Genomic DNA, 14,035 nt, shown 5'->3' on the forward strand with positions numbered 1-14,035 from the left:
GCTTTGAGTCATTGGGTTTGTAGTAAGCGCTTTAGCGCTGTTTTTGGCGCTTTAGCGCTCCTAGTCCCTAGCCCCTATGTTTTTGTTGTGCCAAAAAGCGTGCAGCGATCGCACCCCCAATAAAACCAAACAAGTGTCCCTGCCAAGATACCCCCGGCAGCGTCGGCAAGATGCCCCAGATCATGCTGCCGTAAGCAAAGCCGACAAATAACGATACAAATAGCGAAACTGTACTGCGTTCAAAATAGCCGCGAAACAGTAGAAAACCCAGATAACCGAAAATAACACCACTGGCACCGATATGGATCGAACCAGGTTCGCCAGTCAGCCAGACACCTGCACCGCTGACGAGCATTGTTATGGCGCTGACGACAAAAAAATCGCTGGTTTCTCGTAGCATAATTAACCAGCCAAGGGTGAGAAAAGGGATAGTATTTGCGGCTAGGTGAACAAAGTCGCCGTGCAGAAAAGGTGCAAACAAAATGCCGCGCAGTCCGATCTCCTCGTGGGGGATAATGCCATAAATATTGAGCGCTCCTCTAAGAGAAGTATCGACAATTTCCACCAACCACATCACGGCGATAATGCTACCTAAGATGGTGACGTGGGTTTTCAATTCGCGGGCGATCGCAGATCCATCCTCGCTGCTCATGTGTGTGCCTCTGGGTGAGTGATTTCGATCTGCTTCCAAGGTAGCAAGGAAAGCGAGCAAGTCCTTCAGGACTTACGCACGCGGCGCCAAAAACAAAGGTGATGCGTCAATCTCGCGCGTCTAAACCCAAGATTTGTCGCATCACCTTTGTTTTTTTGCGTCAGTCCGGTCGAATGGGAGACTCTCTGACGCGGAGAATTCGTGGAACAGATTCCCCGCGTCGCCGCGTCTCCCCGTCTCCCCGTCCTCTTTGGTCAGATGCGATCGCCCAAACTATCGGGTTATGCTGACCGGGTAACCAAGTTAGCTTTTTGGCGTTTGTGCTTTAACAGCGAAACCGTTCCCAAAACCCCGAAGGCGAATATCGCCACCGCCGAACTTGGTTCGGGAACTGTTTCTGATGGTTTGGACGTTAGTGCGGAAAATGCTAAATTTGCCACTAACCTATTAGGGCCAGTAGTCAGATGGAAGGTATCCCAGAATAAATACTCGTCCGGGTTAGGACAAGGAGTCGTCGCAAAAATATCTGGCAGACAAGCGTCAGTAACGTTTGTCAAACCGAATTGGGCGGGATTAGCTCTGATTTGATCGCCTAGAGTATTAACATCGAGGGGAATCAGGTTAACGCCAGAACCCAAATTTTGGCCCAAAAGATTGAGAGTTTGAGACAAACCCGCGTTATGCGCTTGAGTCAAAGCGTTGAGAGGTTGAGAAAATGGCGTTTTCAGGGTCAGGGGAATTTGGCCCATATTTCCTAAATTTACCACCATGATATTTTTAGCCCCGACTCCGGCAAGGGTTGTCACCGCTGCCGATATATTAGCCAGTGGTATATCTGGCTTGTCATAAGGCTGAAAATGACTCGTAGTAGGTAAGTAATCGTTGGCGCCAGCCCATACAATATAAAGTGCGTTCGGGTCAGCCTTCTTAGTAGTCATTGCCAGAAGCGATGTAAATTCCTCTACTTGCTTCTGTAAACCCAATAAGCGAGGATCTATCGTGTTAGCCGTTCCCGTTGTCGCACCCCCAAAGGCAAAATTAATACCTTGAGCCTGGTTGCCGCCGCTTGATAAACTGGTGAATGCAGTAGGGTTTAATCCCAAATCCTCCGAGAGATAGTCCACCCAGTTTGGGCCATTGGACAAACGTCCGTTAAAGTAAGGTGGACTTGGGGGAACGATGGGACTTGCCGGATCGACACTATTAAGTTTTTTGCTGACATTGTAGACGTTCCCCGGATCGGATAAACTGTCTCCAAAGACGTAGATGCCGCTGAAGGTGGCTGCAAAAGTTTTAACCGGAAACAGAACTGATAAGACAAAAAATCCTGTGGCGAGTACTCGCCTTCGTATGCTAGCCATCGATTTGCTCCTTGGCGGTAGATGCAGTTTAATGAAAACTATTGTCTCTGGTTTACTCTCGTTTCAGTGAAAATACGCACAAAATTAAAATAAATTTTACTGAAATTTTATAAATCTCGATAAAATTACTAATTTCTGCATAATCGTTATTTAACAAGGGGTTGACCTCTCCCCCTTGCCCCTCTCCTGCAAGGAGAGGGGTATCATTGGTCTCCCCTTCCCTGGTAGAGAAGGGGGGTAGGGGGGTTAGGTTTCCCCACCGCTATCAGGTGAGATTGGCAATTGCTACTGGGGCGATCGCTTCTGCTGGTTCAAACCCAAACAGGCGGGAGTAGAAGTAAAACTCGGCATCAAGACAACGCTTGATATTTTCGGCGCGGCGGAAACCGTGTTGTTCGCCCTCGAAGGGGACATAGGCGACGGGCAAACCTTTCTTCTTGAGTACTTCTACCATCATTTCCGCCTGATTGGGGGGAACGACTTTATCTTCCAACCCTTGGAAGAAAATCACCGGACAGGAGAGGCGTTCGGTATAATGAACGGGCGATCGCTCGATGTAAATATCTTGCCGTTCTGGATAAGCGCCGATTAACCGATCGAGATACCGGGATTCAAACTTGTGGGTATCTTTTGCCAAAGCTTCTAAATCGCTGACTCCGTAGTAACTCGCACCTGCTTTAAATGTATCGCGGAAAGTGAGGGCGCACAGGGTAGTATAACCACCGGCGCTACCACCTGCGATCGCCATCCGGTTCCCATCTACCAAACCTTTTTCTGCCAGATACTTAGCACCGTTGACGCAGTCGTCTACATCCACAATGCCCCAATTACCATCCAAGCGCTGCCGATATTCTCGCCCATAGCCGGTACTGCCACCATAATTTACATCCAAAACGGCAAAGCCGCGACTCGTCCAATATTGAATTTTTAAGTTAAAACTACTCGAAGTCGCAGAAGTTGGACCACCGTGACTTTTCACCAACAACGGCGGTTTTTCTGCTTCTGGTGCAATGTAGTCGCGGTTTTTGGGTGGATAGAAAAAAGCATGTGCCGTCAGTCCATTTTCGGTGGGAAATTCAATAGGTTGCGGCAAGGAAAGATAACCGCTATCAATTGCTACTTCAGTGGCGCGGCGCAGCACCTGCATTTCTCCTGTTGCTAAATCCATCAAAACTACAGAATTTGGTTCTGTAGCGGATCCAGCAGAGAATACTAACCGACCCGCAGCAGCGTGGGGGGAAGAAATATCTGTGTATGGAGTATCTATTTGTACTAATTTACCGTTGGAAGTGTCGAGACGGGCGAGATGCCAAATGCCATTTTGAGTATAGGTGCAAATGATGGAATTTTCCGACTCAAATGTATAGTTGGACATGCCGAAAACCCATTGGGGTTGACCAAATTCAGCTGCCATATTACACAGAGGTTCGATCCCCCCTTCCCCCGTTAATAAGGGGGGTGAAAAGCGGTAGAGGTTCCACCAGTTGGTGCGATCGCTGACAAAATGCAGTACCCCATTGGGCGACCATTCTGGCTGAAATATAGACTCGTTATCGCCACCGGCAACAAGCTTTGGTTCAGCTAAAGAACCATCTTCTTGGACTTGGGCTACCCATAATTGAGTACCATCCCAGGGCATATTTGGATGGTTCCAGCACAGCCATGCCAGTTTATCACCATCCGGCGAAAGGCGGGGCGATGAGTAAAAATCGTTACCTTTAACTAGCACTTGGATGTCTGCACTATTTTTGAGATTAATACTGACTAAAGTGTTGACTGGTTCGTGAGAGTCACCGCTATGGTCTTCTCTGACACAAATTAGGCGTTCTCGCTGACGGTCGATAATGCTATCGGCATAGCGCAAATTTCCGTCTGAAGGGGGTGTAATGGGTTCGGGTTCTGTATTAAGAGATTGTTTGTAAAGGCGTTGATCGGCAAAGTTAGAAAAATAAATTATGCCATCTGCAATGACAAAACTACCACCACCATACTCGTGGACGCGGGTACGCACGTTGAAACCAGAAGGCGTGACATCGGATATTTTGCCATCTGGGGTACGTCGTACAATGACGTTGCGTCCACCTTCAGTCGGTCGCATTTCCACCCAGTAAATATACTGACCATCGAGTCTGGCTGCACCCAATCCAATTGTTTCCGAGACAATTAAATCCGAGGTAATCGGTGATTTCCAAGCACCTGTGGGTGCCACTTGCGGTTGTGTCATATAGTTGAGCGGCCCTCTGTTGAGCGGTGAGTTAAAGTCGGACACAAAGGTTGAAACGTTTGCGAAGTGTGTTGCTTCGCAATGTATCGCTCCTGTTGTTGACTCATTGTGAATCGAATCTGGCCATTGAGTAAAGCAATCAGGGGTGAGGATCGCGTAGAAAACCCTCTGTTTTTTCTTTAGTAGAAGTGGGAACCAATCGGTTTCCTGTTGCTAAAAAACAATTTTTAAGATAGATTTGACGATTTTGAAAGGTTATACTAGAAATAAGATCGCAGTTTTTTAAACAAATATCACTTGATTAGCAATCGCGAGCGCCCTGTTTAGGCGCTCGCTCCAAGAGGAGTGCGAGATTATGTCAATGGAACAAGTCAGAGTATTCTACGAAGTTTTGGCATCGGATAAAGACCTTTACGAAAAATACTTTAATCAGTGTGGTAGTCAGGGTCTTTTCGGGTCTTGGCATTGGAACAAAACTAAAATAGTCAGTTTTGGGGCGACTCTTGGCTATACCTTCACGGAGAACGAGCTGGAGCAAGCATGGTTTGAAACCACTTCAAGCGATGCTAAATCATCGATCGTTGCCTTAGAATACGATCGGATTCCCCAGAAAAATTACTTAAGAAATAAAGTTAAAAATTGGGTAAGAATAGGCGTGTCCTAAAAGGTTGGTGCCCTCGACCCCCGTCAATCGATGCCTGAAAAGTCAAGATGGGAGTGAATCAAACACGATTTGGGGAATGAGCATCTTCCGATCTTGTTGTTCAATTAACTGACCAATACCTAAAAAACGCTCCCCCTCCCCATAAATCCTTAACAAAATTTTAGCTGGAGTGGGGGGCGGATTTGTAGGTGCGCTCTGCGAGATGGTTTGATTCTCTGTTTTGTTTCCCATTTCGTCATGGCAAAAAAGACGCTGTCCGTTGCACCAAACTTGAGCATCTTTTGCCGATAGGGTAACGGATGCTAAATGCTTTAATCCTTGATCTGGAGGGATGGGGTGAAAGGTGCCTTGGTCGATCTGGGTTTCCAATTGATCGAAGGTGACGCTATCGGATAAGTTGAAACCGCTGCTTAAAGTACGCTCGAGGGCGGCGAGGGTTCCCCCAGTTTGGAGGACTACGCCCAGATCGCGAGCGATCGCTCTAATATAAGTACCGCTACCGCAAGCGATCGCTACATCCAATTCAGGAAATTCCCCCAAACGCCAATCCAATACTTCTATCCGATAAACTTCCACAGTACGCGCTGGCACCTCTACCGTTTCACCCGCCCGTGCTAGATCGTACAAGCGTTTACCCTGTACTTGAATCGCACTGTAAATCGGCGGTACTTGCTGAATAATTCCTTCAAATTGCCCAAGTGCTGCTTTTACTCGATCTAAACTCAACCCAGTTACCGATCTAGAAGTGATAATTTCGCCTTCTAAATCATCTGTTGTCGTTGTTACCCCCAATCGAATCGTGGCGCGATAAGCTTTATCCGTTCTGAGATACTGCAATAACCGCGTCGCCTTTCCCACAGCGATAGGTAAAACGCCAGTTGCAGCGGGGTCTAAAGTTCCCCCATGTCCTACCCGCTTCAGGCGCAGGAGTCGTCGCACCTTAGCAACGCAGTCGTGAGAAGTAATTCCAAATGGTTTGTTTAAGTTAAGAAAACCTTGCACGGTTTGGATTGGTAATTGGTAATTGGTAATTGCTAATTGCTAATTGCTAATTGCTAATTCTCCTCTGCTCCAGAGCTCTTCTGATCCAGAGATCACCTGCTCTCGTGCCTCTCTGCTCCTCTGCCTGTTCCCTCTCTCTGAAGTGCTGCTGTCAGCTGAGCATCTGAGAAAGATTGCACGAGACTGAGTTTAAGCGCTTCCCGACTGATAAATCTAGTGTATCCCGCACTTAAGTAAGGACGGTAGTCGGAGCTTTCGTTGAGATAAGTGTGAAATAATGCCACGCTGAGAGCGCCTATATAGCGACGCGCTGTGGCAGGTTCGGGGCCAAACGGTAAGGGAACGGGCCAAACGCCACCGCCTGGTCCTGATTCTTCTAGGGTAGAAAAGTGAGTGGCATTTTCGATTGTCACGAGATATTTGTCTGGAGTCGTGAGCCAGGTAAACGGTTGTATTTGTTCTTCCAAGGCGGGTGTAACCGTATCGGCGCTACCCGCGACGATCGCAACGGGAATTTTGATCTGACCGATTCCAGCAGGGCCAAAGACGCTGCTGGATAGGGGATTGATGGCGATCGCTGCTTTAATTCTCTCATCGCGCAAATTAGTCTGAGCGGGAGTTAATTTCAGCACCTCGCACTGGAGCAACAAGGACAAATTCCACGAGCGATCGAGGTTTTGACAGTTTTTTTGCAGTTGTCCGAAGTCTAAAGTAGCACCCGCCAGTGCCAGCGCCGTGTAGCCGCCAAAAGACTGACCGATGACTCCAACTTGTTGCAAGTTCATCTTACCTTGAAACGTGAGGTCGGATTGGGAGCGGCGTTCGAGTTCGTCGAGCAAAAATTTTACATCCTTTGGTCGATTGATAAATTCATCGGGTTTAATCGCTTGTAAGGCTCTACCAGCAAGTAAGTTTTGTAATTGTTGGGCATTGCTACCCGGATGTTCGGGTACGGCGACGACAAACCCGTAAGAAGCGAGTTGCTGGGCTAAATAGAGAAAGCTGGTACGATCGGAACCCACGCCGTGAGAGATGACAATTACCGGCGCAGGCGTTTGACGCGACTGCCATATGGGGGAGATAGGCAGGTAAACATCTGCGTCAAAAACGCGATTGCGGTTGATATCGTTGAGCCTAAGCGTTTGCTTGCGCCAGGTAAACGCGCCGCGGCGTCGTAAATCTGGCAGTGGGGAAAAAGTAAACTGAGAATCCCCTGCTGCTTCGGCAACAGAGGCAGAGGTAACGGCAGCGATCGCTTTATTGTTTTGCTCTACTATTTTTGATAGTTCATCGGCGATTTGGAGGCTGCGTACCAAATCGATGCGGATGCTGGGAGTGGGAAACTTCCGCAGAAAGTTTAGCAGCGTCAAGCCATTTCTATCAGCTGCTGCCTTAATTAAAGCCGCCCGAATCGCACGGGAACCCGATACCCCTGCTTCGGTTTGAATCACTTGTCCTAACCGCTCTAGCAAGTACTCCGCTTGGGGCGTATAAAGAAACTGGGAAACCGCTACCGGACTAATTGGCAGGCGCGTTACCAGAATCTGGCGCAACTTAGCCTTTTGTTCCTCGGGGAGATGCTGGACGTAGGTGGCTAAGTCGTCGTTTATTCTGCCTTGCCTAGCGTAGAGTTCCAGGGAGTTAATCGAAATCGAGCGTTCAAATATTTCAAACGTAATTTGTATTCGCTCTGCGGCAAAGGCAGGAGGAGTTGGGACAATTGCAGGCAAGAGCCAAACTCCCGTCAATATGCCCATCCAGTGGAGTAGCTTGCTGGTGGGATGCTTGCTCTGACGCGGCTTAGTGGATTTTACAGCAAACTCAGCCATACAAACGCGGTTTATCGGTTAACTTTGAATTTGCGAATGTGGAGGGCAGCAACCTATTTCTATCCTGGCTGACGTTTGCCAAATCGTCTAGGTTTCGGTAATTGCAGCGATTGTGGTAGTAGCACGGCATCCACCACCAAAGCGCTGATCAAACATATTGTGTATATCGATTGTGGTAGGGGCAAGGCATCCACCACCAAAGCACGAGTGAAAAATATTGTGTATATCGATTGTGGTAGTAGCACGGCATCCACCACCAAAGCGCCGATCAAACATATTGTTGATGCCGTACCCCTGCTGCCAACGCAGATCAGGCATCAACCACGTTGACGCGGGTGAAAAAAATATTGTGTATATCGATTGTGGTAGGGGCAGGGCATCCACCACCAAAGCTCTGAGGAAAAATATTGTGTATATCGATTGTGGTAGTAGCACGGCATCCACCACCAAAGCAGGAGTGAAAAATATTGTGTATATCGATTGTGGTAGGGGCAGGGCATCCACCACCAAAGCAGGAGTGAAAAATATTGTGTATATCGATTGTGGTAGGGGCAGGGCATCCACCACCAAAGCGCTGAGGAAACATATTGTTGATGCCGTGCTACTACTGCCAACGCAGATCAGGCATCAACCACGTTGGCGCGGGTGAAAAATATTGTTGATGCCGTGCTACTACCCCTGGTTGTAATTCAACGATTTACCGATTTTTTCCCCAAAGCGATCGCTATCGATCCACCTACCACCAAAACCGCCCCAAACACTCCCAATATTGTGATAGCTTCCCGTGCAATTAAATTCGGCATTAGCCACCCTACAGCCCACACCGATATTAAAGTTACAATCGGAGCCAAAGCCAATACTGCACTCACCCGCGAAGCTTCCCAATGTTCCAAAGCTTCCGCAAAAGATCCGTAAGCTAGTACGGTATTCAAAGCGCAAAAAAGCAGCATTCCCCAATGTAGCGGACTCATTGTTAATAGCGATTGGGGCTGAGCAAACGGGCTAAACAATAACGCGCAGCCCCCATAAATTAGCAGCATGATATTAGAAGAAGGTAATTTTTGCAGTAATTGCTTTTGCGCCAAAGCATATATTGCCCACACTGCTGCTGCGATTGCAATAATCCCGCTTCCGAGCAAATATTGTCCTTTAGCTGCAATCAAATTGCTTAATCTTTCGTTGAAAAACAGAACAAATCCCAGGGTTAATACACTCACTCCCACCCATTGACGGAGCGTATAACGTTCCTTAAAAATTACCAAACCTCCCAACCCCATTAAAACAGGAGCTAGTTGAATCAGAACTTGGGCATTAGCGGGTGCTGTCAGCGCTAATCCTTGTAGATAAAGGATGTAATTTAAAGCTAGAAAGATCGTAGCGATCGCTAGCAAACCAAAGGGCATCGAACGCAATTTGTCAAGCGGTGGTAATTGCTTCCTTCCTGCTAAATAAACGGCTAATATTCCAAATGAAACTAGAAAGCGAAACCAGGTGACCGTATACACATCAAGCGCTTGCAGCGTCACCGATAGGGCAATAGGTAGAAGACCCCACAAGAATACAGTTACCAGCGATAGGGATAAACCTAAACGCCATTTACCAGAACTTTGATGCAGCATTAATTGATTTTAGATTGTAGATTTTGGATGGCAGATTTTAATGTCGAATTCAGAAACCGGGTTTCGACCTATATCTCTCGTTGACAAAGCAACGATTTTTCATAAAAACCAGGTTTCTTTAAGCACAACTACTGAAAACCTCTTCCTCCTCTTCTTGGCGTCCTCTGCGTCTTGGCGGTTCAATTATTCAACATTTCCAACAACTGCGCTTCATCCAACTGGGAGATTCCCAAAGCTTGTGCCTTTTCCAGTTTAGAACCCGCATCTTCCCCAACCACTAAATAATCTGTTTTAGCACTAACCGAATTAGTCACCTTCCCACCCGCCTTTTGAATTAACTCCTTCGCCTCATCCCGCTTCAAAGTTGGCAAAGTTCCCGTAATCACAAAAGTTTTCCCACTTAAAGGTAAATCTCCCTCTTTTGCGGTATTGACATCTTGCCTATCCCCAGTAGCAAGTTGTAACCCAGCAGCTTTGAGGCGTTGAATTAAAGTTTGATTTGCCGGTAATGTAAACCATTGGTAGACAGATTGAGCAATTTCCGGACCAATGCCGTAAACTCCTTCAATAGCAGCTGCCGATGCTTTCGCCAATTGGTCAACGGAACGAAATTGCTCGGTTAAAGTTTGAGCATTGACGCTACCAACGTGACGAATGCCCAAACTGTAGAGTACCCGCGCCCAAGGTTGGGATTTAGAGGATGCGATTGCATCGACCAATTTCTCAGCAGACTTCTTACCCATCCGGTCTAAAGATGTTAGCTGTTCAACGGTTAAATCGTACAAATCTGCCACCGACTGCACTACTTTTTTATCCACTAACTGCTGGACTAATTTTTCCCCCATGCCGTTAATATCTAAAGCATCGCGACTTGCCCAATGAATCAGCGAACCTTTTAAAATCGCCTCGCAAGAAGTATTGATGCAGCGCGTTACCGCCTCGCCTGGGGGGCGAATTACAGGTTGTCCGCAGACGGGACAATTGCTAGGCATTTGGAAGCGTTGGGCTTCTTGGGGGCGCAATTCTGGCAATACCCGCACGACTTCGGGAATAATTTCCCCTGCTTTGCGAACGATGACCGTATCGCCGATGTGCAAATCTAGTTCTTGGATGCGCGAAGAATTATGCAGCGTCGCCCGCGACACCGTCGTCCCCGCTAATTGTACGGGATTTAATTCTGCCACCGGCGTCAGCGCCCCCGTCCTTCCCACTTGTACGGTAATAGATTCAACGCGGGTAGGTGCTTCTTGGGCCGGATATTTTAACGCAATTGCCCACCGGGGAAACCTTTGCGTAAATCCCAATCTTTCTTGAAGCGCGAAGGAATTTATTTTTACTACTACCCCATCTGTCATGTAGGGCAAATTCCGTCGTTCAGTATCCCAGTAATTGTAATAATCTCGCACTTCCTCTAACGAGGTACAAACTTTTCGATTCGGATTAACTCGAAAACCCATTTGTTGCAGGAATTCTAAAGATTCCCATTGAGATTTTGGATTTTCTTGTCCCTCTTCAGGAAGATGCAAAGTATAAGCAAAGAAATCCAACTTTCTTTGCGCCACAATTCTAGAATCTAACTGCCGTAACGTCCCCGCCGCCGCGTTGCGAGGGTTAGCAAATAGTTGTTCTCCTGCTTGCTGTCGTTCCTGATTAATTTGTTCAAATACTTCTATGGGCAAAAACGCTTCTCCCCGCACTTCTATAACTGGCGGCGGCGTTTTCATATTCAGTCGCAGTGGAATTGCGCGAATTGTTTTGACATTTTGGGTAATATCTTCCCCAGTAATTCCATCTCCCCGCGTTGCACCGCGCACTAAAACGCCATTTTCATAAGTTAAAGCAAGCGCATTTCCGTCTATTTTCAGTTCGCAGACATATTCAAACGCATCAATTTCAGTTGCTTGACGCCGCCAGCGTGACTCCCAAGCGGTAAATTCTTGGATGTTGAAGGCATTTTCCAAACTGTACAGGGGAATATTGTGCCGCACCGAGGTAAACCCGGTTGCCGGTCTTTCTCCCACGCGCTGAGTCGGACTATCTAACGAAATCAGTTGGGGATACTGGGTTTCTAACTCTTGCAGTTCCCGATACAAGCGATCGTAAACAGTATCCTCCATAATCGGAGCATCCAGGACGTAGTAAGCATAGCTAGCTTCCTGGAGTTTCTGCCTTAATTGTTGAACTCGCTGCTCGACTTCAGGCGTTACTTGTCCCACGGAATCAATCTCCCAAAAGACGCAGTTACAACCTATTTTAACTTTTAGCAATCGTCAGAAACCCGGTTTTTCTAAAAAACCGGGTTTTTTTAATTAACGCTTCGGCGTTGCAAGCTTGCTAATTGCTAATTGCTAATATATGATTTTTACTGACATTAGCCATTAGCCATTAGCCATTAGCCATTAGCCGATCTTCGAGAGATAACTAGCAACTTGAGTTAATTATTCAATTGTCGAACCGTCCACTTTGCTTACTTTATAATCCTGCCCAAAATTATTATCCCAATACGCTTCGCCCGTTTCATCATTTTTATAATAAACAGCCAACCTAAAGTAATCTGGTTCAACCGGATAATTTTGAGCCGGTGTTTTAAATTTCCAGACTTCTATTGCAGAATTAAAGATGGTGTCATATGCTCCTTCTATTTCTACCCCTTGGTAGGTGGCGTTTGTTTCTGACCATGATTTACCATCATCTCCTGAAAATATTATACCTATTCTCTTATTATAACAAATCTTCTTGACGTAAATTTCTCCTTCCAGCCAAAAAGCCCCTGATATATGGGTTTTAACTGTAGCTTTATTGAGAATTACATTAGCCCCTATGATATTATCCTTGTTACTGACTAATTTATAATTAGCGCCGTAGTTACTATCCCAGTAGTCAACTCCATCTACGGTATATCTGATGGCAAATTCGGGGGCATAAGGAGCGTTAATCGCTTCAAAAACGTCATAATCTCCATAATTGGATGCTAAATCTATAGGTGCGGTTAGCCACGATCCTGCTGCATCTTTATAAAGAATGTCTACAGTTTTGGGTGCTGCTAAATTTTGAACTTTAACTTTGACATAGGTATAAGCAATATTGACACCATCGACTTCAACAGATTGAGCGATCGCATATTTCAGTTTGACGGGTGAAACTGTAACGTCCATGTAAAAATCTCCAGTAGAGCGAAACTTTCCCTTGTAACACTCTACCACTCGAAACCTACCAACCGGACAGGAGATAAAATCTAAACTATCGTTCGTAGTAGGCGCTTGGGCGCCGAGAGGAGGTATGAAGGTGAAACTCTGGCTGGCTAGTGTGTTATTGTTGTTTGTGTTGGGACAACTGTTGGAGTGGGCGAAACACTTGTCGCCGCCATTGCCAATGTTTATACTAGCTGGGTTGTTATTGGCGATCGCTTCCAACTACGATCGGCGATCTGGTTGGCCTTTTAGCAAGTAAAAGCTAAATGGTTCCCGCCTGCCAAGCTTGCACTCCAGGCTCTAAGATAGGTTCAGCGATCGCGCGCTGCGTTGCAATTCCTTGCACTTCATAGATGTCTTGCGCCTGCTGCTTCCCGCGAGGCGTCACGCGGTCGATCCAGCGCAGGTAAAATAACTCTGGTCGATCTAAGCGAGCGATTGTTGCCTTGGAGACAATAATGCCACAGCCGTAATGCTTGGTTAACTCTTGCAGTCGCGCCGCCGTATTCACCACATCCCCAATCGCGGTCGAGTCCAGACGTCCCTCCGCACCCAAAGCACCGATAGCAGCAATCCCCATGTCAATTCCAATCCCAATTTTAATCGGTTGAGTTAGATTGTATTCGACCAGATTGCTATTAAATTCCTTCACGCTTTGTTGCATCATTACCGCCGCAGTTAAAGCATCTTGCGCCTTTAGCCCCGCGCGATCGAAAATTGCCATGAGGGCGTCGCCGAGATATTTATCGATAAAACCGTTATTGGGATTAATGCAAACATTCATTTGGGTAAAGAAACCATTCAGCCATTTAAAAGTTTCTCCCGCTGATTGAGATTCAGAAATGCCGGTAAAACCGCGAATATCGCAGAATAGAACCGCGATTTCTTCTTCTTTAACGTTTCCTAACTGAATCGATTCTAAACCTCTGGGCGCAATGCGGCGTAAGAATTGCTCCGGGACAAATAGCCGCAATTTTTCCGCTAGGATTTGATTAATATTTCCACTCTCTGATAGCTGAGTTTTGGTTTGTTCGTTTACCTGTGACGGCACGCTACGCGAACGCATCTGTTGCAGTCGCAAAAGGCTAGCCATTTTCGTTAACAGCAATTTATGGTTAATCGGCTTGGTTAAATAGTCGTCTCCGAGTAACTCCAATCCTCGCATCCGGGATGTATCGTCCTGCAGCGCTGTCAAAAATATGACCGGCACTGTTTGCAGTCCCCCATCCATCCGCAGTTGCTGACAAACCTCAAACCCATCTAGCCCGGGCATCATCACATCTAGTAAAATCATGTCGGGAAGCTCGTTTCTGGCGATCGCTAGCGCTTCGGTTCCCGAAGCAGCCGTCAGGGTGTCATACCCTTGTGACTTTAATAGTTCTTCCAATAGGTAGAAATTATCAGGCTCGTCGTCCACGAGTAGAATGCGCGGCGGGTTGTCTTGCATAAGTCTGACTCTCAATTTAAGCGGCAGATGAATTTTTCTACCTTTA

At 46.8% G+C, this 14,035-nt stretch carries 13 protein-coding genes; 3 read left to right on the forward strand and 10 right to left on the reverse strand.

The features are described 5' to 3' along the window. Positions 1–67: 67 nt before the first annotated feature. Positions 68–652, reverse strand: a complete 585-nt coding sequence (locus tag ACE1CM_RS31410) for a rhomboid family intramembrane serine protease (RefSeq protein ID WP_374882795.1) — start codon at positions 650–652, stop codon at positions 68–70. Between the two features lie 101 nt (positions 653–753). Here ACE1CM_RS31410 and ACE1CM_RS31415 point away from each other — a divergent pair, with 101 nt between their 5' ends. Continuing rightward, positions 754–942, forward strand: a complete 189-nt coding sequence (locus ACE1CM_RS31415) for a hypothetical protein (protein WP_374882796.1) — start codon at positions 754–756, stop codon at positions 940–942. On the opposite strand, the gene ACE1CM_RS31420 is transcribed toward ACE1CM_RS31415, so the two are convergent. Both ACE1CM_RS31420 and ACE1CM_RS31425 read right to left on the reverse strand, forming a co-directional pair. After that, the gene (locus ACE1CM_RS31420; protein ID WP_374882797.1) at positions 934–2,013 is read right to left on the reverse strand and encodes an SGNH/GDSL hydrolase family protein; all 1,080 of its coding nucleotides are present in this window, start codon (positions 2,011–2,013) and stop codon (positions 934–936) included. The genes ACE1CM_RS31415 and ACE1CM_RS31420 overlap by 9 nt on opposite strands. A 265-nt stretch (positions 2,014–2,278) precedes the next feature. After that, positions 2,279–4,237 (reverse strand): prolyl oligopeptidase family serine peptidase, encoded by a 1,959-nt coding sequence (locus tag ACE1CM_RS31425; protein WP_374882798.1) that lies wholly within the window; start codon positions 4,235–4,237, stop codon positions 2,279–2,281. Positions 4,238–4,592: 355 nt separating this feature from the next. Here ACE1CM_RS31425 and ACE1CM_RS31430 point away from each other — a divergent pair, with 355 nt between their 5' ends. Beyond that, on the forward strand, positions 4,593–4,901 hold the full coding sequence (locus tag ACE1CM_RS31430) for a Nif11-like leader peptide family natural product precursor (protein WP_374882799.1): 309 nt from the start codon (positions 4,593–4,595) through the stop codon (positions 4,899–4,901). Positions 4,902–4,943: 42 nt separating this feature from the next. Here ACE1CM_RS31430 and truB read toward each other — a convergent pair whose 3' ends face one another. From truB to ACE1CM_RS31460, 6 genes are all read right to left on the reverse strand, one after another. Next, on the reverse strand, positions 4,944–5,903 hold the full coding sequence (gene truB / locus ACE1CM_RS31435) for a tRNA pseudouridine(55) synthase TruB (RefSeq protein ID WP_374882800.1): 960 nt from the start codon (positions 5,901–5,903) through the stop codon (positions 4,944–4,946). A gap of 92 nt (positions 5,904–5,995) precedes the next feature. Next, positions 5,996–7,732, reverse strand: coding sequence for an alpha/beta hydrolase (locus ACE1CM_RS31440; RefSeq protein ID WP_374882801.1), 1,737 nt, complete (start codon positions 7,730–7,732; stop codon positions 5,996–5,998). A gap of 87 nt (positions 7,733–7,819) precedes the next feature. Continuing rightward, a complete protein-coding gene (locus ACE1CM_RS31445) occupies positions 7,820–8,302 on the reverse strand; it encodes a hypothetical protein (RefSeq protein ID WP_374882802.1) in 483 nt (160 codons plus the stop codon). A gap of 119 nt (positions 8,303–8,421) precedes the next feature. Further along, positions 8,422–9,351, reverse strand: a complete 930-nt coding sequence (locus ACE1CM_RS31450; RefSeq protein ID WP_374882803.1) for a DMT family transporter — start codon at positions 9,349–9,351, stop codon at positions 8,422–8,424. Positions 9,352–9,530: 179 nt separating this feature from the next. Further along, on the reverse strand, positions 9,531–11,567 hold the full coding sequence (gene ligA / locus ACE1CM_RS31455; RefSeq protein WP_374882804.1) for an NAD-dependent DNA ligase LigA: 2,037 nt from the start codon (positions 11,565–11,567) through the stop codon (positions 9,531–9,533). Positions 11,568–11,789: 222 nt separating this feature from the next. Next, a complete protein-coding gene (locus ACE1CM_RS31460) occupies positions 11,790–12,506 on the reverse strand; it encodes a hypothetical protein (RefSeq protein WP_374882805.1) in 717 nt (238 codons plus the stop codon). 130 nt (positions 12,507–12,636) lie between these two features. Between ACE1CM_RS31460 and ACE1CM_RS31465 the strand changes: the two genes are divergently transcribed. Then, the gene (locus tag ACE1CM_RS31465) at positions 12,637–12,801 is read left to right on the forward strand and encodes a hypothetical protein (RefSeq protein ID WP_374882806.1); all 165 of its coding nucleotides are present in this window, start codon (positions 12,637–12,639) and stop codon (positions 12,799–12,801) included. A gap of 3 nt (positions 12,802–12,804) precedes the next feature. On the opposite strand, the gene ACE1CM_RS31470 is transcribed toward ACE1CM_RS31465, so the two are convergent. Further along, positions 12,805–13,989 carry a response regulator gene (locus ACE1CM_RS31470; protein WP_374882807.1) on the reverse strand — a complete coding sequence of 395 codons (1,185 nt, stop codon included), beginning with the start codon at positions 13,987–13,989 and terminating at the stop codon, positions 12,805–12,807. Positions 13,990–14,035 lie beyond the last annotated feature (46 nt).

Source organism: Microseira sp. BLCC-F43 (assembly GCF_041929235.1).
Taxonomy (GTDB): domain Bacteria; phylum Cyanobacteriota; class Cyanobacteriia; order Cyanobacteriales; family Aerosakkonemataceae; genus Microseira.

What these genes read in the sequence shown, in the direction of transcription:
- ACE1CM_RS31450 (WP_374882803.1), bottom strand. Translation starts at nt 9,351, where the DNA reads ATGCTGCATCAAAGTTCTGGTAAATGGCGTTTAGGTTTATCCCTATCG.
- ACE1CM_RS31430 (WP_374882799.1), top strand. Translation starts at nt 4,593, where the DNA reads ATGTCAATGGAACAAGTCAGAGTATTCTACGAAGTTTTGGCATCGGAT.
- ACE1CM_RS31415 (WP_374882796.1), top strand. Translation starts at nt 754, where the DNA reads ATGCGTCAATCTCGCGCGTCTAAACCCAAGATTTGTCGCATCACCTTT.
- ACE1CM_RS31470 (WP_374882807.1), bottom strand. Translation starts at nt 13,989, where the DNA reads ATGCAAGACAACCCGCCGCGCATTCTACTCGTGGACGACGAGCCTGAT.
- ACE1CM_RS31460 (WP_374882805.1), bottom strand. Translation starts at nt 12,506, where the DNA reads ATGGACGTTACAGTTTCACCCGTCAAACTGAAATATGCGATCGCTCAA.
- ACE1CM_RS31410 (WP_374882795.1), bottom strand. Translation starts at nt 652, where the DNA reads ATGAGCAGCGAGGATGGATCTGCGATCGCCCGCGAATTGAAAACCCAC.
- ACE1CM_RS31440 (WP_374882801.1), bottom strand. Translation starts at nt 7,732, where the DNA reads ATGGCTGAGTTTGCTGTAAAATCCACTAAGCCGCGTCAGAGCAAGCAT.
- ACE1CM_RS31420 (WP_374882797.1), bottom strand. Translation starts at nt 2,013, where the DNA reads ATGGCTAGCATACGAAGGCGAGTACTCGCCACAGGATTTTTTGTCTTA.
- ACE1CM_RS31425 (WP_374882798.1), bottom strand. Translation starts at nt 4,237, where the DNA reads ATGACACAACCGCAAGTGGCACCCACAGGTGCTTGGAAATCACCGATT.